We start from the raw sequence: 18091 nt of genomic DNA on the forward strand, positions 1-18091 counted from the left end.
GAGGTCCATCCCGGCCGCGAAGTGCGGTCTTCAGTTCTTGACGAGCGGGCATTCGCTCTCGGCGAGCGGCCGGAAGGCCTTGTCGCCGGGGATCGTGTTGACGAGCTTGTAGAGGTCCCATTCGCCGGTGGATTCGGCCGGCGTCTTGACCTGGTAGACGTACATGTCGTGCACCATGCGGCCGTCTTCGCGAATCTTGCCGTCTTGGGCGAAGAAGTCGTTGACCGGCATTTCGCGCATTTTCGCCATGACCGTCTGCGCGTCGGTGGTCCCGGCCGCCTCGACGGCCTTGAGGTAATGCATGGTCGAGGAGTAATCACCCGCGTCGCCCATGTGCGGCATAACGCCCATGCGCTCCATGAAGCGATTGGCAAAAGCGCGGGTGTCATCGTCACGGTCCCAGTAGAACCCATTGGTCAGGATCATGCCCTGGGCGGCTTCAAGGCCGAGCGCCTTCACGTCGGTGAGCCAGACCAGCAGGCCGGCAGTCAGCTTGCCTGAATCGGCAAGGCCGAATTCGCGGGCCGATTTGACCGCATTGATGAATGTGGTTCCCGATCCGGCGATTGCGACGACATCGGCAGGCGAAGATTGCGCCTGCAGCATGAAGGCCGAATGATCCGAAGTCTCGATGGGATAGAGCACTTTGCCGACGATTTCTCCGCCGGCCTTGGCGACAATCGCTGACGCGTCGGCTTCAAGCGCATGCCCGAAAGCGTAATCGGCGGTCAGGAAGTACCACTTCTTCAGGCCCTGACCGACAAGCTGGTTTGCGGTACCGTTGGCCAGCGCGTAGGTGTCGTAGGCATAATGGATCGAGTTCGGCGTGCAGCCAGCGCCGGTAATCCGGGACGAGCCGGAACCGGTGACGATGGCGATGCCATTTTTCTCCGCGGCAATCTGCGCCACGGACAGCGCGATGCCCGAATTGATAAGGTTGGAAATCAGGGTCACGCCCTCGCTTTCATACCACTGCTGCGCGGTGGCAGCCGCTATTTCCGGCTTGTTCTGATGATCAGCCACGATGACCTCAATCGGCTTGCCAAGCACCGTGCCCCCAAAATCCTCGACAGCCATCTGAACGGCAGTCACGGCGCCCTTGCCCGATTCATGGCTGAATTGACCGCTCATGTCCGTGAGGACACCGATCTTTGCCCGGTCGTCCGCCGCCAGCGCGCCGGACGCGACCACCGACCCGAAAAACGCGGCCATGCCGACGCGGAATGCCTTGCCTATTTTCATTGCACTTCCTCCCGTTGATGCAGTCAGACAGAATTATCTAATTGCATTAGTAGACTAACTTCCTCTGCGGATCTCGCGGAATTCGCCTAAATGGGCTCATCAAATGTGATCATTTCGGAACTTCCCGATCTTCGCCGCCATATTATGACTTGCACTATTAGACTTTATCTGCAATGTTGAGTCAAGCCCATTTGAGAAGCGGGCAGTGTTTTGGCTGAGGGTCGGGATCGAGGAGACGCTCTGTCCGCAGCCACAGGGAGGGAAAATGGAGCCGCCGCCAATACTGGAGACACGAGGCCTGACGCGCGAGTTTCGTGGATTTGTTGCCGTGAGCAATGTCGACTTCAAAGTTCGCGCCGGATCGTTGCATGCGCTGATCGGACCCAACGGGGCCGGCAAGAGCACGCTGTTCAATCTGCTGACCAGGTGCCTATCGCCCAGCAGCGGAACCATTTACTTGAAAGGGGAAGAGATCAGCAAAGTTCCCCCCGCCAGGATCGCCCGCAAGGGGCTCGTGCGGTCATTCCAGATTTCGTCGGTGTTTCCCCATCTGACCGCGCGCGAAAACATCCGCATCGCGCTGCAGTCGAAACACCGTCAGACCTTTGCTTTCTGGCGGTCGGACAAGGTTCTCGACCAGCACAATGATGCCGTGACGGCGCTGCTTGCCGATGTCGGACTCGAACCCTATGCGGACAGGGTGGCCGTTGAGCTCTCCTATGGCCGCAAGCGGGCACTGGAGCTCGCCACCACGCTGGCGATGAACCCGGAAATCATCCTGCTCGACGAGCCGATGGCAGGCATGGGCCAGGAGGATATCGAACGCACCTCACGGCTCATCAGACGTGTCGGCATGAACCGCACCATCGTCATGGTCGAGCACAATCTCTCCGTCGTCGCCGACATCTCCGACCGCATCACCGTGCTTCGCCGCGGCGAGATCATTGCCGAAGGAAAGTACGCCGAGGTCTCATCGAACCGTGAAGTCCAGCAAGCCTATATGGGTGGCGGCCATGCATGATCCAGTTCGTCGTCTTGAGGTTGAGGACCTGCACAGCTGGTACGGCGAAAGCCACATCCTGCATGGCGCTTCGCTGCACGTGAACCAGGGTGAAATCGTCACGCTGCTCGGTCGCAATGGCGCCGGCAAGACAACCATGATGCGCACGCTGATGGGGATTGTCCAGCAGCGAAAGGGCAGGGCCGTGCTGGACGGACAGGACCTTATGGCCATGCCTGCCCATCATGTCGCCCGGCTGGGCCTTGGGTTCGTGCCGGAGGAGCGCGGGATTTTCTCCTCACTCAACGTTCTGGAAAACTTGCTTCTTCCGCCGGCCTTCCGATCTGGGGGCATGAAGCTTGAGCAGATCTACGCGCTGTTTCCGAACCTTCAGGGGCGCGATACGACAATCGGGACACGGCTGTCGGGTGGCGAACAGCAGATGCTGGCCATTGCGCGGATCCTTCGCACCGGCGCCGACTTCATCCTGCTTGATGAACCGACCGAGGGTCTTGCGCCGGTCATTGTCGAGGACATTTCCCGGGCGCTCGGGGAGTTCAAGGCCCTGGGCCTGACGATCATTCTGGTGGAGCAGAACATCCGTTTCGCCATGGCCAATGCCGACAGGCACTACGTCATGGAGCAGGGGCGGGTGGTTGATGAATTCAGCAACGAGGCACTTCAATCCAACATGGCGAAGATCAACGCCTATCTTGGCGTTTGAGTGGAGGAGTCATAATGCCAGATATTTTCGGCGTACCGGCCGCGGTTCTGCTGGGCCAGGTTCTGCTCGGTCTGATCAACGGTTCGTTCTATGCCATGCTCAGCCTGGGTCTTGCGATCATTTTCGGCATGCTCAACGTGATCAACTTTGCTCACGGCGCGTTCTATATGCTGGGTGCATTCGTCACCTGGCTCTGCCTGACGCAGCTCGGCCTCAACTACTGGGCCGCCCTGGTGGTGGTGCCGATCGTGGTCGGCGTGTTTGGAGCTGTCGTGGAGCGCCTGTTCCTGCGCCGCCTTTACCGGATCGATCATCTCTACAGCCTTCTCTTCACCTTTGGGCTGGCCTTGGCGATGGAAGGGCTGTTCCGCTACCTGTTTGGCGCAGCCGGCAAGCCCTATCCGGTTCCGGAGACTCTGACCGGCGTGTTCCGGCTCGGCTTCATGGTTCTGCCGGTCTACCGGGCATGGGTGATCCTCGCCTCGGTTCTTGTCTGTCTTCTGGTCTGGCTGGTGATGGAGAAGACCCGGCTCGGCGCCTGGCTGCGTGCGGCGACGGAGAATCCTTCGCTGGTCACCGCCTTCGGCATCAATGTGCCGCTGATGCTGACATTGACCTACGGCTTCTGTGTCGGACTGGCAGGGTTCGCGGGCGTCTTGGCGGCGCCGATCTATCAGGTCAGTCCCGCCATGGGCTCCAGCCTGATCGTCATCGTGTTCGCCGTCGTCGTGATCGGCGGGCTCGGCTCCATCGGCGGCGCCATCCTGACGGGCTTGAGCCTCGGCGTCATCGAAGGACTGACCAAGGTTTTCTACCCTTCTGCATCGGCTATCGTGATCTTCGTGGTCATGGTGCTCGTGCTGATCCTGCGTCCCGCTGGCCTGTTCGGAAGGGAGAACTGAGATGTCCATGCTGATAAAAGGCCTGGCGGGATTCACCGTCAAACACAAATGGATCTGGTGGATCGGGGCGTTTGTGCTTGCCGCCACGCTGTTGCTTGCGCCGGCGATGGTCTATCCCTTATTGCTGATCAATATCTTGTGCTTCGTGCTCTTCGCCTCGGCGCTCAATCTGGTGCTGGGCTATGCCGGGCTGCTGTCCCTGGGACATGCTGCGTTTTTCGGCGGCGCCGCCTATGTGACGGCGCATGCCGCCAAGACCTGGGGTCTGCCGTTCGAGGCTTCGGTGCTTCTGGGCACACTGTTCGCCGCTGGGCTGGGTCTCGTCTTCGGGCTGATCGGCATTCGCCGCTATGGCATCTACTTCGCCATGATCACGCTGGCGCTGGCGCAAATGCTTTACTTCATGGCGGTGCAGATGCCGTTCACTGGCGGCGAGGACGGGATACAGTCGGTTCCGCGCGGGATGTTTCTTGGCCTGGTCGATCTGGGTGACATCAATGCGATGTATTATGTCGTGCTGGGCGCGGTCGTATTCGGGCTGATGGTCCTCTGGCGCACGCTGCATTCGCCCTTCGGCCATATCCTTGCGGCGATCCGCGAGAACGAGCCGCGGGCAGTCTCGCTCGGTCTCGACGTGGCGTATTACAAGCTCATTGCCTTCGTGCTTTCGGCGACGCTGTCAGGCCTGGCGGGATCGTTGAAGGTGATCGCGTTCCAGCTTGCTTCACTCAACAACGTGTCCTGGCACCTGTCCGGCGAGGTGGTCCTGATGACGCTGATCGGCGGCATGGGAACCTTTGCCGGCCCCATCATCGGCGCCACCTTCGTGGTGACGCTCGAACACATGCTCGCGACCAGCGGCTTGCCGATCGCTCTGGTCATCGGCGTGATTTTCATGGCTTGCGTCATGCTGTTTCGCCGCGGCTTCTATGGCGAGAGCGTGGCCCGGCTGAAAGTGATGCTTGAGCGCGGACATGACTGATCATTGGCTGCCGAAATTTGAATCGGGTTTACCAGTCAAGCCTCCCAGGCTGGGCATCCGGGCGAAGTGCTTTTCCACTCCGCCCGGATGCTGATCATGGCTTCGGCAGCGTGTAGTTGAGGATGTGATCGGTCTGGTTGGTCACAAGCGGCTGCCGGCAATGGCAGCAGACGACCTTGGGCACAAAATCCTGACCGCAGAGCCGATGACGCAACCTCAGCAGCGCCTGATCGTCGCGCAGCCAATGATCGCCCCCAATACGGCCATTCTAGGAGGTAATGCCCGCTTGCATTATCGGCAGTTGAGCCCATACGGAGGAAGCGTTTTTAATCATGTTGCAGGGATTGTTCCCTGTAGGTTCGAACAGCTCAGGACGACAATGCTGATATTCACCCTCAGACGCATACTGGCGACAATCCCGGTCATGCTTGCTGTTGCCCTGTTCATATTTGTTCTGCTGTACCTTGCTCCGGGAGATCCGGCGGAAATGATTGCTGGCGACAATGCATCAGCCGCGGAGATCGAACAAGTCCGCGAGTTGTTGGGGTTGAACCAGCCTTTTCTCGTGCGGTTCGCCGACTGGACGGCCGGGCTCTTGCGCGGCGATCTCGGGGTTTCGGTGTTTTCACGCAAGCCGGTGACCGAACTCATCCTGCAACGACTGGAGCCGACCTTCTCGCTGATGGCGACAACACTGATCATCTCGATCACAGCGGCGATCCCGATGGGGGTGATCGCCGCGGCCCGCGCCGGCAGTTGGATTGACCGCGCGATCATGGGAACAGCGGTACTGGGGTTTTCAGTGCCGGTGTTTGCCACATCTTATGCGCTGTCCTGGATCTTTTCGATCCAGCTGAATTGGCTGCCGGTTCAGGGCTACCAGCCGCTTTCCGAGGGACTATGGGCTTGGTTCCGCCATCTGATCATTCCCTCAATCGCGCTCGGATCGGTCTATATGGCACTGATTGCGCGGATCACGCGGACCTCGATGCTTGAGGTGCTGAACCAGGACTACATTCGCACGGCGATGGCCAAGGGTCAGAGCCGGACTCGCATTCTGTTCGAACACGCGCTGAAAAATGCGGCCGTGTCCATCCTTACGGTCATCGGGCTCGGTGTCGCTCTGCTGATTGGCGGCGCGGTTGTGACGGAAAGCGTCTTTTCCATTCCAGGGATCGGCCGATTGACAGTGGATGCCATCCTGCAGCGCGACTATCCGGTCATTCAGGGTGTCGTGCTGTTCTTCAGCTTTGTCTATGTTCTGATCAACCTTGCCGTTGATCTGGCCTATCGCCTGTTTGACCCAAGGATCCGCTTGTGACCGGCCCAACCAGCCTGACCCCCACCGCATCCCCGCGCGCGGACCAGTTCAGTGCGGCGCCCGTCCGGCCGCCGCTGTTTCCTGATCGTGTCGTGCGGCGAGGCTTGTTCGGTCGCATTGGCCGTGACACCGCCTTTGTCGTGGGTATCGGTCTGATCGTGGTGATCGTCGGCGGCGCAGTTTTCGCGCCGCTGCTGACCCCGCATGACCCGATGATGATTTCGCCCACGGCCCGGTTGCGGCCTTTCAGCACGGATCATCTGTTTGGAACCGACAGACTGGGGCGCGACCTGTTTGCCCGCGTGGTCTACGGCGCACGGATTTCGCTGTTCGTGGGCGTCTCGGTTGCATTCCTGGCTGCACTGATCGGTCTGTTTATCGGACTGGTCTCGGGTTACGTCCGGGCTTTGGACGGGCTGATCATGCGCAGCATGGATGCCTTGATGTCCATTCCAGGCATCCTGCTGGCAATCGCCATGATGGCGCTGTTTGGCAGTTCGGTCAGCAACGTGATCATATCGATCACGCTGGTCGAAATCCCGCGTGTCGCCCGCCTGGTGCGCGGTGTCGTTCTCAGTCTGCGCGAGCAGGTCTTTGTCGAGGCGGCCGTTACCTCGGGCAACAGCTCAAGCCGCATCATTCTACGTCATATCCTGCCCAACACGATGGCGCCGCTTATTGTTCAGGCCAGCTATGTCTGTGCTTCGGCGATGTTGACCGAGTCTATCCTGTCCTTCATCGGTGCGGGTGTTCCGGTGACAGTGCCGTCCTGGGGAAATGTGATGGCTGATGGACGCGCGCTTTGGCAGATACGACCATCGATGATTTTCGTGCCGGCGGTGGCGCTGTCGCTGACCATCCTTGCGATCAATCTAGTCGGAGACAGCCTGCGCGACCATCTCGACCCGCGGCTAAACAGGAAAATTTGATCGAATGGCGCTGCTCGAACTCAAGGATCTGAGAGTCCATTTCCGGACACCGAACGGGATAAACAGGGCTGTGGATGGGCTGGATCTGGTGCTCGATGCCGGCGAGACGGTTGCCATCGTCGGCGAGTCCGGCTCTGGCAAATCCGTGGCCTCGATGTCGATCCTGCGGCTGTTGCACGGGGAGAATTGCCGCAGCGATGGCGAAATCCTGTATCAGGGGCGCAACCTGCTGGATCTGGACGAGAAGGCGATGCGGCGGATCCGGGGCAACGAGATCAGCATGATCTTTCAGGAGCCGATGACGGCGCTGAACCCGGTGATGAAGGTTGGCCGTCAGATTTCAGAGGCAATCTTGCTGCACCAGAATGTCGACCGCGATACAGCGATGCGCAAGGCGCAGGACATGCTGGATCTGGTCGGCATACCGGAATCGAAGCGGCGGCTGGACGAGTATCCACACCAGCTCTCGGGCGGCATGCGCCAGCGCGTGATGATCGCCATTGCCCTGGCTTGCGAACCGAGCATCCTGATCGCAGACGAACCGACGACAGCGCTGGATGTGACCATCCAGGCCCAGATCCTGGATCTGGTCAAGGAGCTCAAGGACCGTCTTGGCACATCGGTGCTGATCGTGACCCACGACCTCGGAGTGGTAGCCGAGGTCGCAAACCGCGTGGTGGTGATGTACGCCGGACAAAAGGTTGAGGAGGCCGGTGTCGGCGATCTGTTTGCGGCGCCGCTCCATCCCTATACCGAAGGGCTACTGCGGGCGATGCCCAAGCTTGGCACCTCACGTGTGACGCCTGACTGGCGGCTTGCGGAAATTCCAGGTCAGATCGTCTCGACCATCGGGGAAATCAAGGGCTGTGTTTTCGCAAATCGATGCAATCGCGTCCAGGAGGTCTGTCACGAAATCCGCCCGGCACTGCGCACATTCGGCAGCGGGCGCGTTGCCGCCTGTCATTTCCCCTGTGGTTCGAAGGTGCCCGATGTCTGATCTGCTTGTCGTGAACCATCTGGAAAAGACCTATACGATCGGAGGCGGATTTCTGGGGCTCGCCCCCCTTCGCGGGGTCAATGCCGTCAGCGATGTCAGCTTTGTCCTGCGCAAGGGCGAGACGCTGGCGCTGGTCGGCGAATCCGGCTGCGGCAAGTCGAGTGTCGGGCGCTGCCTGCTGCGGCTGGAAACGCCCAGCAGCGGTGAGATCCACCTGAACGGCCAGCGCATCGACACGCTGGCGGAAACCGAGTTGCGGAAGTTGAGAAAATCCATTCAGGTGATTTTCCAGGATCCCTTCAGCAGTCTGAACCCGCGCCAGCGCATCGGCGAGGTTCTGGCCGAACCCTTGCGCAATTTCGGCGTGACATCGGGCAAGGACGAAACTGCGGCGCGGATCCGGAAGCTGATCGAGATGGTCGGTCTGCCTGCAGACAGCGCGCTGCGCTGGCCGCACGAATTCAGCGGCGGCCAGCGCCAGCGCGTCGGCATCGCCCGCGCCCTGGCAGCGAATCCGGATGTCATTGTCTGCGACGAGGCGGTTTCCGCACTTGATGTCTCGGTCAAGGCGCAGGTCATTAACCTCCTGCGCGATCTGCAGCGGGAAACTGGCGTGGCGCTGCTGTTCATCTCGCACGATCTCGCTGTTGTCGAAAACATCGCCCACCAGGTTGCCGTCATGTATCTGGGCCGGATAGTTGAGCTGGCGCCGCGCGATACCATCTTTGAACGGCCGCGCCATCCCTATACCCATGCGCTGCTGTCCGCGGTGCCGATCCCGGACCCCACTCATCGGCGCACCCGTGTTCCGCTGCAAGGCGATCTGCCCAGCCCGTTCAATCCCCCGTCAGGGTGCCGGTTTCATACCCGCTGCCCGCTGGCCTTCGATCGTTGCCGGTCAGAGGTGCCGGTGTTGCAGTCGGTGGGCACGCAGCATCGGGCGGCCTGTCATCTGAACGATCTGCCGAACGCGGCAAATCCCATGCTTACCCCCCCTGCGACGCCTGAAGGCGCGCATTCTCAGTGAAGGAAAGTGCGATGACATCCCCCTGGCCCGGCAACGCGCAGTGCCTCGTAAACATCACCGTGGATTTCGACGGCCTGTCCAACGAGGCCGGGAAAAAACTGTTGCCGCAAGGTATCCATTCGCACGGCCGCTATTCAGCCAAACGAGGTGTGCCACGGATGCTGGAGATCTTTGCGCGGCACGGTATCCATGCCACCTTTTTCGTTCCCGGCTACGACGCCGAGCATTTCCCCGAGGCGGTCAAGGCAATCCATGCCGCCGGGCACGAAATTGGGGCGCATGGCTATCTGCACGAATCCTTTGATCTTGGCGAGGAAGAACCATTCTATCTGCGCAAGTCGCACCAGATCCTCACCGATCTTCTGGGCGAAGCACCCGTTGGCTGGCGTAACCCGGGCGGCGGCAAGTCGGAACAGACACTGAAGGTGTTGGTGGATCTGGGCTATATCTATGACTCCAGCGAAAAAGCATCGGATTGGCCCTACATTCCCACCATCGCCAACACGCCGTTGTGCGGCTTCATCAACCTGCCCGACAACGTTTCCAGTCTGGACGATGCGCCATTCTACCGCGACAGCCTGACCCCGCCTTCCGAAGTGCTGGAGCAGTGGAAGCTGGAATTCCACATGGCCTATTCCGAAGGCGCCTATTTTGACCTGATCGTGCATCCTCGGATGGGTTTCGGGTCCGGCTCGCCGGCAAGGGCGCAGGTGCTCGATGACCTGATCGCCTTCATAAAGACGTATCCAGGCGTGGTGTTTCAAAGGCAGAAGGATACTGCCGCCTGGTGTCTGCAGACTCCCGATTCCTGGCCGGTCCGGCGGAATCCCAGAACCGTTCAGGGGGTAAACTGATGTCCAACTGCGATCACAACATGGCTCCAGCGGTCGGCATGCTCAGTGTGAACCTGCATGGAGAATCCTTGGAACTGACCAGCGTGGGGGAGGACAAGCTTGTCGGCCGCTGGTCCTATGGCAGCTATCTGGCCAATGGCGTTGACCGGCTGCTGTTGCTTACGGCGACGCTCGGGATCCGCGCGACATTCTTTGTGCCGGGATTCGAGGCAGTCAGGAGCCCGTCCCTGATCCGGGAAATCGCTGCCGAAGGACACGAGATTGCTGCGCATGGCTGGCAACATGAAAAGCAGTCTGAACTCGGCGATGCCGAGGGGGATGTGTTGCGTCGCGGACGCGACGCGCTTGGCGAGGTGACGGGAACCGCGCCCGTCGGATGGCGGTCCCCCGATGGCACCTTCGGCCCCCGCACGCTGGCGCGACTGGCCGAGCTGGGCTACGGCTATGACAGCAGTTTTCAGGACGATGATTTTCCCTATCTGCTCGACGCAGATGGCGGGACGGGCATGGTTGAACTGCCACAGAACAACGTGCTGATCGACAAGCCGATGTTCAACATCAAGATGCCGGATGCGCGGGTGCTGAAGAACTGGGTCGAAGAGTTCGATGGTCTCAACCGCATCGGCGCCTTCAGCTGTCTGACGGTCCACCCTCGTCAGGATTATGGAGTGGGCCGCGCCCCCCGGATGGTCATGCTCGAGCGCTTCCTGCGGCACGCTATGCAAAGTCCCCTGCCGGTCACGTTCCTGACCGGCGCCGAAGTCGCCAACATGGCGTGCGGCAGGGCCAGTGCCTGAAGCCGAGAAGCCAGCAAGGTCGGCGCTGTCGCGGCGAGCCTGTGGCCAGGCATGAACTGTGAACTGCCGTGGCCGGATATGGCCCTGGCGGGCGATGCACATGTGCCTCGGGTGATCTTGAGCCATGCATTTCAAAGACTTAGACAATGAAAAAAGGGAATGCGGCGGTGTGTTCTAGTCAATAGTCCACCCGCCCGTCACTTGCAATGATCACATTGTCATATCGGGATTGGTGGGAACATGGAGGCATTGGAGATGGGCCGTTCGAATGTCCGGTATGAACCGGATGCAGAGACCGTACCGGAAAGCACGGTATCAGGCCGCCTTGCCGCTATTGCGCTGGTGCAGGGGCATTGCTCGCAGAGCCCGGAGGTCCTGCATGCGGCGAAACGCTGTCTGATCGACTGGTTTGCAGCCACCTTGCCCGGAACCCGCAGCGAACAGGCGGCTGCGCTTGAAGCGGGGTTGCTGGACGAACTTGGGCACGGAGACGCTCTGACCCTTTCGGGCAAGGCGGCGCCAAAGCGTGTGGCCGCCCTGATCAATGGCGTCGCTTCGCACGCGATGGAATTCGACGACATCTACTCGCCTGCCATCTATCACCCCGGCAGTCCGGTGATTGCCGCGGCGCTGGCCTCGGCCATGGGCCTGAGAAAGACGGGTCGCGACCTTCTCAACGCGGTGATCGCCGGATACGAGACGTCCACCCGTGTGGGGGCCGCGCTGGGGCGTACGCATTATCGCGATTTTCACAGCACCGGTACTGTCGGCACGATCGGCGCTGCCGTAGCGGTCGGCCTGCTGCATGATCTCGACCATGATCGGCTGTCGCACGCCATATCAACCTCGGTGACGATGGCGGCGGGTTTGCAGGCTGCGTTCCGGGGCGATTCCGGGATCAAGCCGCTTCATGCCGGCCATGCCGCCGATGCCGGCCATGTCGCTGTCGCCATGGCCATGAGCGGGGTCATCGCTCCGACAGACATGTTCGAGGGGCCGCTCGGAATTGGCGTGGTCATGGGCGATGGCGTGGTCTGGGATCGCACCACCGAGGGGCTGACCGAATACAATATCACGCGCACCACCATTAAAAATCACGGCTGCTGCGGGCATATCTTTGCGGCGCTCGACGGCGTGTTGCATCTGCGTCAACAGGAGGGCTTCTCGATCGATGAGATCGAGGCGATCAAGATTGGCGGATACTCCGCGACTGTCAGCGTAACCGGAAATTATTCGGCCGATACGCCCGGCGCCGCCAAATTCTGCCTGCCGTTCATCATAGCAAGCGGTCTGATCTATGGATCGATCCGGCTGGACGCCTACACGCCCGAACGGCTGCAGGATCGCCAGGTCCGGGCGCTGATGAACAAGGTGACGGTGGCGCTGGACCCCGAGGTTGACGCTCTATTCCCCGCGCAGCGCGCCGCGCGCGTCACCATCGTCCTGGGCGATCGAACAGTGACATGGTTTCAACCCCACCGGATCGGTGATCCGGACCTGCCGCTGAGCGATGCGCAGTTGAATGCCAAGTTCATGGAGCTCTCCACGGGCGTGCTGTCGGTCGAGAAAGCGGCGAGCCTGCTTGATCTTCTGTGGCAAGTGGATCGGCTGGCCGATCTGGGAGAATTGGCGCGCTTTCTGCGCTGACGGCGGGAAGCGATGTCCAGGCGACGCCAAAGTCAGCGGGTGGCGTCGGATGCCTGGATCACCCGGGTGACGCAGATTTACACGCAGTCGGCCGCCATTGGGCGCTCAACTGTCCGGACAGGTCCGAACTGAAGCACGACAGCCCCATCGGACTCTCGAATGGCTGCAACAACAAGAACAGGGAGCACTATCGCATGTTCATGACTTCGATACTTAAAAACAGGGAGACCATCGCATGTTCAAGACTTTGAAAATTTTGGCTTCGGCCAGCGCCTTGAGTTTGGTCGCACAATTCGCCACGGTTGGAACCGCCTCTTCCGAGGAGGTGCTGCGCGTAGTGCTGGCTTCAAACGTCGGGGCTCTGGACCCGATCGCCACCACGTCCTACGCGACCCGGACCTTCGCCTATATGGTCTATGATGTGCTCATCTCCGTGGATCTGGATGGGGTCTATCGCCCGCAGATGCTTGAGAAGTGGGATGTCAGCGAAGATGGCGCGCTCTACACGTTCACACTGCGCGATCAGCTGACATTCAATGACGGTACGCCAGTGACATCCAAGGATGTCGTAGCGTCCATCTCACGCTGGTGGCAGGTCGACAGCTTTGGCAAGCGCCTGCATGACGCAACGGCGGAACTGGTCGCCGTGGACGACAATGTCTTTACGCTGCGCCTGTCGCGTCCGTTTGGCCATGTCATCGAGGCGCTTGGCAAGCCCAGCAGCAATCTGCCGGTGATCATGCCCGCCCGCCTGGCCGAGAGCACTCCGCCGCGCGAACCGGTGGCCGAAATCATCGGATCCGGCCCCTATACGTTTGACTGGGCCACCTGGAATCCGGGTAGCACGGTGACACTGGTCAAGCGTGACGATTATGTTGCGCGGGACGAACCGGCCAGCGGTTTCGCCGGCGGCAAGGTGCCGGCGATGGACCGCATCGAGATCATCAACATGCCAGACCCGGCGACCCAGGTCTCGGCGTTGCAACAGGGTGAAATCGACTTCATCGAAATGGTGCCGCAAGACTATATCGACTTGCTCACCGCGGACGCTTCGGTCGTCATGCAATCGTTCACCGGCGCCAACAAGACGATGGGCGCGACGGTAATCAACCACATGAACCCGCCGTTCAATGACATCAAGGTGCGCCGGGCGTTGCAGGCGCTGGGGATCCATGAGGAGTACATGACGGGTCTTGGGCTCAAGCCTGATGTCTGGGTGCATGATTGCACTTCGTTCTTCATGTGCGGGAGTGCCTATGGCAGCACCGCGGGAAACGACATGCTGCCTGAAGAAAGCGTCGAAAACGCCAAGAAACTCCTGGCCGAGTCGGGCTACAACGGCGAACTGGTGCGCATCCTGCACGCTTCGACCACCAACGACATCAACCTGATGGGCCTGGTCCTTTTCGGCCTGATGCAGCAGGCTGGCTTCAACGTGGAACTGGCGTCCTCCGACTGGCCGACGGTCGCGAATGCGCGCTGGAACAAGGCCACCGTGGAAGAGGGTGGCTGGAGCCTGATGCAGGTGACCTGGGGGGGTGAGGATCTGGGTTCTCCCTTCACCAATTACACCATCGCCAACAACTGCTCCGAAGGCTATGCGGGCTGGGCATGCGAACCGCGCATCACCGAGCTGGTCAGCGCCTTCGAAGCGGAAACAGACATTGGCAAGCGTCAGGAGATCACCGCCGACATCCAGCGTTTGGCCTTTGAGAACGTGCAGTTCCTGATCCAGGGGCAGTATTCGCGAACCCAGGCCTACCGCGCGGATATTGAAGGGCTTCAGCCTCAGAACTCGCCGGTATTCTGGCAAGTGACCCGCAAGAAATGATCAAGCCTGGTCGGGCCCTGGATGATCAGGGCCCGACCCCTGACCGTGAACTTGGCGGTCCGGCATGGCGCAGACGGTAAAGGATAAAGAATGTCTGACCTGTTCACACCCCTGCGTATCCGGGGAAAGAGTTTTTCAAACCGGATCGCTGTGTCGCCGATGGCGCAATACAAGGGTGACGACGGCGCCCTGAGCAACTGGCACAGCCAGCATCTGGGCGCCTTCGCGGTGTCCAACCCCGGGTTGGTGATCGTCGAAAGCACATCGGTCGAACGCGAGGGTTGGGGTACCGCGACCTGTGCCGCGCTGCACACCGATCAGCAGGAAGCCGCCTTGGGCAACCTGCTCAACGAGATCCGTAGCTACAGCGACACGCCCTTTGGCATCCAGTTCGGCCATTCAGGACGCAAGGGGTCGACCTTCATGCCGCGCGAAGGCGGCGGTCCCATGCTGCCGGATCAGGGCGGTTGGGAGGTGTGGGGGCCCTCGGCTATCGCCTATGGTCCGGGCCACCCGACGCCGCGCGAGTTGGGCTCGGACGGGTTGGAACGGGTGCGGGCGGCCTATGCCCAGGCGGCGCAGCGCGTTACCCGCCTGCCCATCGATCTGGTCGAACTGCATGGCGCCCATGGTTATCTGTTGCACACATTCCTTTCGCCGCTGTCGAACCAACGCACCGATGCCTATGGCGGCACGCTGGAACGCCGGACCGCCTTTGTCGCCGAGATCGTGCAGTCGCTGCGCGCGATCCTCGGAAGCGACAGGGTGCTCGGCATCCGCCTGAACGCCGAGGACTATTGCGCGGGCGGCCTGACACTCACTGACACGATCCGCATTGTGGCGATCCTTCGAGAGGCTGGGCTGGACTATGTCTGCATCTCGGCCGGCGCCATCTCCTCGGATGCGCGCATCTCGGCCTCGCCGGGCTACCTTGTGCCGACAGCCGGCCGGGTCCGACGCGAGACCGGCATCACCACCTTTGTCACCGGCATGATCTTCGACCCTTTGCTGGCGGAGCAGGCCATAGCCGACGGACATGCCGACATGCTTGCCATCGGCCGGGCGTTCCTGGACAACCCGCGCTGGCCCTGGCACGCGGCCCAGTCGCTCGGCGCATCGGTCGAGATGCTGCCGCAGTTCGACCAGATCCGCGCCGGCCGCTGGCGGGCGGCAGCGGCGCTTCACCCGCAACTGTCCAAATCCCTGGAGGCCTAGGCCATGTCTATCCAACGATCCGCGCTGATCATCGCCGCTGCACAGGGGATCGGCCTGGCTACGGCCAAACGCATGGCGGCCAGTGGCTACAGCCTGACGCTGATGGACATCAACGGGGCCAAGCTGGAGCATGAAGCAGAGCTTCTGCGCGAGGCTGGAACGCGAGTGGAAACGGTGGTCGGCGACGCGCTGGACAGCGACACGCTGCGCGGTGCGGTGGAACGGACGACCGGCGCATTTGGACGGCTGGATGCGCTGGCCTGCATCGCCGGTGGCTCAGGCGGCATTCCGATGCATCAGGTCGACGAGATCCCGCCTGAACAGTGGATGAAGGTGCTGCTGCTGAACATCAACAGTGTCTATCTCGCCTGTCATCATGCCGTGCCGGTCATGCGTGATCAGAAATACGGGCGGATCTGCTGTCTGTCCTCGACGGTCGCCAAGGGTCGGCTTGGCCCGATCGGCACCATGGGCGCACGGCTTCCCTATGCCACGGCCAAGGCGGGACTGATCGGTTTCGTCAAGCAGTTGTCCAAGGATGTCGGGATCCACGGCATTACGGCCAACGCAGTTCTTCCCTGGCTCACAATCGGCGAGCCTGGGACCACTGTGCGCGAAACCTTCCTGAAGCTGCCGCAGGATTACAAGGACAAAACGCTGGCGATGTCGCCGCAGGGCCGCCCGATCGAGGCCGAAGGCGTAGCCGCCGCAATCGCCTTTCTGCTGTCGGAGGAGGCGGGCTATGTGTCCGGAGTGGAACTGCCGGTCGATGGTGGAGTGCTGAATTGACTGGCCCGTCAAGAATCCTGGTCACCGGTGCGGGTTCGGGGATCGGCCGTGCCCTGGCGGAGTTGCTGTCGCGCCGGGATGTGGCTGTTGTCGGGCTCGATCTGGACCCAGGAGCCAAAGCGTCTTGGCCCTCGGTTGAGGCGGACGTGAGCGACGCTGACGCCGTGCAGGTCGCGGTGGACCGGGCCGCCGAACTGCTGGGCGGGCTCGAGGGCGTGGCCAATTGCGCCGGAGTCAGCCTGCGCCGGTCGTTGGATCTGACGACCGCCGAGGAATGGGCGCAGGTGATGGCCGTCAACCTGACCGGCCCCTTCAATGTGTGTCGCGCGGCGCTTCCGTGGCTGAAACAGGCACCGCGCCCGGCGGCGATCGTCAACATCGCCTCAGGCGCGGCATTCCGCCCGCAGGTTGATTTTTCTGCCTATTGCGCCTCGAAAGGTGGTCTGGTGGCCTTCGGCCGTGCGCTGGCGCATGAGCTTGCACCGGCCGGCATCCGGGTGAACAGCCTGTGCCCGGGCGTGATCGCCACTCCGATGATCGATCGTGCGCTGGCGCGCTCCTCCGATCGCGATGCCGCCGAGAAGAGGTTCCTGGGCTTAAGCGCGATGGGGCGCATGGGCACTGCCGCCGAACTGGCCGAGGTGGCTGCATTCCTGCTTTCCGATGAGTCCTCCTACGTCACCGGCGCTGCGTGGACCGCGGATGGCGGAGGGACGTATCACTGATGGCCACGATCGATTTTTCCACGCTTACTCCTGCAGAACGCTACAAGCTGATGGTGGCCAGCATCGTGCCCCGTCCTGTGGCGCTGGTGACCACGCAGGGGGCGGAAGGCTGCGTGAACGCTGCGCCGTTTTCGTTCTTCAACGCCTTGTGCAACGATCCGCCTTGTGTGGCGCTGGGGATCAACTGGGACGAGGACGCACGGGAAAAGGACACGTCGGTCAACATCCGCACCAGCGGGCAGTTCGTCGTCAATCTGGTGGATGAGGCGCTGGCCCCCCTCATGAACCTGTGCGAACTGGATCTGCCGGCCGGCGAAAGCGAAACCGCGCTTGCCGGCCTGGACACAAGCCCCTCGGTCCAAGTGGCACCGCCGAGAATCACTGCCGCGCCGTTTGCGCTGGAATGCGTGCTGGTCCAGACCGTCTCGCTGGGGCCGGGGCGGATGATCCATATCGGGCGGGTCGTGCAGATGCATCTCCGGGACGAACTGTTCGATGCCGGACGGCTGCGCATCCACAGCGAGAGAGCCGGGCTGATCGCGCGGATGCATGGCGGCGGCACCTATGCCCGAACCACCGATCTGTTTGAAATGCCCCGACTGTCCGGCGAGGCCCGCCGCGCTGCATTGGCCGGCCATCCCCCCGCGAAGGCGGCCGGCGCATGACCGGGAGCCCGCAGACAAGGGCCACAGCGCCGTTGGAAACCCGCATCAACCCTTGCACAGATGCTACGCCGTACCTGAGAGGATAGCAGAGATGACAATCGTATCGACCCATATCAATCCGTTTCATCCCGACAATCTGGCCGATCCCTTCGACCTCTACCGCGAGATGCGCGCGCTTGGTCCGGTCATCTGGCTGGAAGAAGTGGGCGTCTGGGCGGTGTTTCGCGACGAGCAATGCCGCCAGGTGGTGACCGACGCCTCGCGCTTTGGCAGCGCCGGGGGGGGGGGGGGGGGGGGGGCTAGGGGGGGGGGCGGGGGGGGGGTCGGGGGGGGGGGTCGGGGGGGGGGGGGGGGGGGGGGGGGGGGCGGGGGGGGGGGTGGGGGGGGGGGGGGGGGGGGGGGGGGGGGGGGGGGGGGGGGGGGGGGGGGGGGGGGGGGGGGGGG

Annotated in this window: 17 protein-coding genes; 16 read left to right on the forward strand and 1 reads right to left on the reverse strand. The window is 61.7% G+C overall.

Annotated elements, in window-relative coordinates:
- Positions 1-30 precede the first annotated feature (30 nt).
- Entirely contained in the window at positions 31-1242 is a 1212-nt protein-coding gene (locus O4H62_RS19095) for an ABC transporter substrate-binding protein (protein WP_430538471.1), read from the reverse strand.
- 265 nt (positions 1243-1507) lie between these two features.
- On the opposite strand from O4H62_RS19095, the gene O4H62_RS19100 reads away from it, so the two are divergent.
- The 16 genes from O4H62_RS19100 (at position 1508) to O4H62_RS19175 (ending at position 17647) form a co-directional block, all read left to right on the forward strand.
- Entirely contained in the window at positions 1508-2263 is a 756-nt protein-coding gene (locus O4H62_RS19100) for an ABC transporter ATP-binding protein (protein WP_269390249.1), read from the forward strand.
- Positions 2256-2966, forward strand: coding sequence for an ABC transporter ATP-binding protein (locus O4H62_RS19105; RefSeq protein WP_269390250.1), 711 nt, complete (start codon positions 2256-2258; stop codon positions 2964-2966). The genes O4H62_RS19100 and O4H62_RS19105 overlap by 8 nt, the downstream gene beginning before the upstream one ends.
- Positions 2967-2980: 14 nt before the next feature.
- Positions 2981-3868: a branched-chain amino acid ABC transporter permease gene (locus O4H62_RS19110; protein ID WP_269390251.1), complete on the forward strand. Its 888-nt coding sequence runs from the start codon at positions 2981-2983 to the stop codon at positions 3866-3868.
- A 106-nt stretch (positions 3869-3974) separates the two neighbouring features.
- Positions 3975-4850, forward strand: coding sequence for a branched-chain amino acid ABC transporter permease (locus O4H62_RS19115; protein WP_269390302.1), 876 nt, complete (start codon positions 3975-3977; stop codon positions 4848-4850).
- A 379-nt stretch (positions 4851-5229) separates the two neighbouring features.
- Entirely contained in the window at positions 5230-6171 is a 942-nt protein-coding gene (locus O4H62_RS19120; protein WP_269390304.1) for an ABC transporter permease, read from the forward strand.
- Positions 6168-7100, forward strand: coding sequence for an ABC transporter permease (locus tag O4H62_RS19125; protein ID WP_430538472.1), 933 nt, complete (start codon positions 6168-6170; stop codon positions 7098-7100). Before O4H62_RS19120 ends, O4H62_RS19125 begins: the two co-directional genes overlap by 4 nt.
- Before the next feature lie 4 nt (positions 7101-7104).
- A complete protein-coding gene (locus O4H62_RS19130; protein WP_269390252.1) occupies positions 7105-8097 on the forward strand; it encodes an ABC transporter ATP-binding protein in 993 nt (330 codons plus the stop codon).
- Positions 8090-9124, forward strand: coding sequence for an ABC transporter ATP-binding protein (locus O4H62_RS19135; protein ID WP_269390254.1), 1035 nt, complete (start codon positions 8090-8092; stop codon positions 9122-9124). Before O4H62_RS19130 ends, O4H62_RS19135 begins: the two co-directional genes overlap by 8 nt.
- A gap of 11 nt (positions 9125-9135) precedes the next feature.
- A complete protein-coding gene (locus O4H62_RS19140; RefSeq protein ID WP_269390256.1) occupies positions 9136-9978 on the forward strand; it encodes a polysaccharide deacetylase family protein in 843 nt (280 codons plus the stop codon).
- On the forward strand, positions 9978-10775 hold the full coding sequence (locus O4H62_RS19145; protein WP_269390258.1) for a polysaccharide deacetylase family protein: 798 nt from the start codon (positions 9978-9980) through the stop codon (positions 10773-10775). Before O4H62_RS19140 ends, O4H62_RS19145 begins: the two co-directional genes overlap by 1 nt.
- Before the next feature lie 255 nt (positions 10776-11030).
- Complete coding sequence (locus tag O4H62_RS19150) at positions 11031-12422, forward strand: MmgE/PrpD family protein (protein ID WP_269390261.1); 1392 nt, start codon at positions 11031-11033, stop codon at positions 12420-12422.
- Positions 12423-12657: 235 nt separating this feature from the next.
- The gene (locus O4H62_RS19155) at positions 12658-14253 is read left to right on the forward strand and encodes an ABC transporter substrate-binding protein (RefSeq protein WP_269390263.1); all 1596 of its coding nucleotides are present in this window, start codon (positions 12658-12660) and stop codon (positions 14251-14253) included.
- 90 nt (positions 14254-14343) lie between these two features.
- Positions 14344-15468 carry an oxidoreductase gene (locus O4H62_RS19160; protein ID WP_269390265.1) on the forward strand — a complete coding sequence of 375 codons (1125 nt, stop codon included), beginning with the start codon at positions 14344-14346 and terminating at the stop codon, positions 15466-15468.
- A gap of 3 nt (positions 15469-15471) precedes the next feature.
- Positions 15472-16257 carry an SDR family oxidoreductase gene (locus O4H62_RS19165; protein ID WP_269390266.1) on the forward strand — a complete coding sequence of 262 codons (786 nt, stop codon included), beginning with the start codon at positions 15472-15474 and terminating at the stop codon, positions 16255-16257.
- Complete coding sequence (locus O4H62_RS19170) at positions 16254-16982, forward strand: SDR family NAD(P)-dependent oxidoreductase (RefSeq protein WP_269390267.1); 729 nt, start codon at positions 16254-16256, stop codon at positions 16980-16982. Before O4H62_RS19165 ends, O4H62_RS19170 begins: the two co-directional genes overlap by 4 nt.
- The gene (locus O4H62_RS19175; protein ID WP_269390269.1) at positions 16982-17647 is read left to right on the forward strand and encodes a flavin reductase family protein; all 666 of its coding nucleotides are present in this window, start codon (positions 16982-16984) and stop codon (positions 17645-17647) included. The genes O4H62_RS19170 and O4H62_RS19175 overlap by 1 nt, the downstream gene beginning before the upstream one ends.
- Positions 17648-18091: the final 444 nt, after the last annotated feature.

Origin of the sequence: Parahoeflea alexandrii, assembly GCF_027214025.1 — a bacterium.
Lineage (GTDB): Bacteria > Pseudomonadota > Alphaproteobacteria > Rhizobiales > Rhizobiaceae > Hoeflea > Hoeflea alexandrii_A.

Coding starts and splice junctions, on each gene's coding strand:
- O4H62_RS19150 (WP_269390261.1), top strand. CDS start 11,031: ATGGGCCGTTCGAATGTCCGGTATGAACCGGATGCAGAGACCGTACCG.
- O4H62_RS19165 (WP_269390266.1), top strand. CDS start 15,472: ATGTCTATCCAACGATCCGCGCTGATCATCGCCGCTGCACAGGGGATC.
- O4H62_RS19140 (WP_269390256.1), top strand. CDS start 9,136: ATGACATCCCCCTGGCCCGGCAACGCGCAGTGCCTCGTAAACATCACC.
- O4H62_RS19155 (WP_269390263.1), top strand. CDS start 12,658: ATGTTCAAGACTTTGAAAATTTTGGCTTCGGCCAGCGCCTTGAGTTTG.
- O4H62_RS19115 (WP_269390302.1), top strand. CDS start 3,975: ATGGTCTATCCCTTATTGCTGATCAATATCTTGTGCTTCGTGCTCTTC.
- O4H62_RS19100 (WP_269390249.1), top strand. CDS start 1,508: ATGGAGCCGCCGCCAATACTGGAGACACGAGGCCTGACGCGCGAGTTT.
- O4H62_RS19120 (WP_269390304.1), top strand. CDS start 5,230: ATGCTGATATTCACCCTCAGACGCATACTGGCGACAATCCCGGTCATG.
- O4H62_RS19175 (WP_269390269.1), top strand. CDS start 16,982: ATGGCCACGATCGATTTTTCCACGCTTACTCCTGCAGAACGCTACAAG.
- O4H62_RS19130 (WP_269390252.1), top strand. CDS start 7,105: ATGGCGCTGCTCGAACTCAAGGATCTGAGAGTCCATTTCCGGACACCG.
- O4H62_RS19095 (WP_430538471.1), bottom strand. CDS start 1,242: ATGAAAATAGGCAAGGCATTCCGCGTCGGCATGGCCGCGTTTTTCGGG.
- O4H62_RS19105 (WP_269390250.1), top strand. CDS start 2,256: ATGCATGATCCAGTTCGTCGTCTTGAGGTTGAGGACCTGCACAGCTGG.
- O4H62_RS19145 (WP_269390258.1), top strand. CDS start 9,978: ATGTCCAACTGCGATCACAACATGGCTCCAGCGGTCGGCATGCTCAGT.
- O4H62_RS19135 (WP_269390254.1), top strand. CDS start 8,090: ATGTCTGATCTGCTTGTCGTGAACCATCTGGAAAAGACCTATACGATC.
- O4H62_RS19110 (WP_269390251.1), top strand. CDS start 2,981: ATGCCAGATATTTTCGGCGTACCGGCCGCGGTTCTGCTGGGCCAGGTT.
- O4H62_RS19160 (WP_269390265.1), top strand. CDS start 14,344: ATGTCTGACCTGTTCACACCCCTGCGTATCCGGGGAAAGAGTTTTTCA.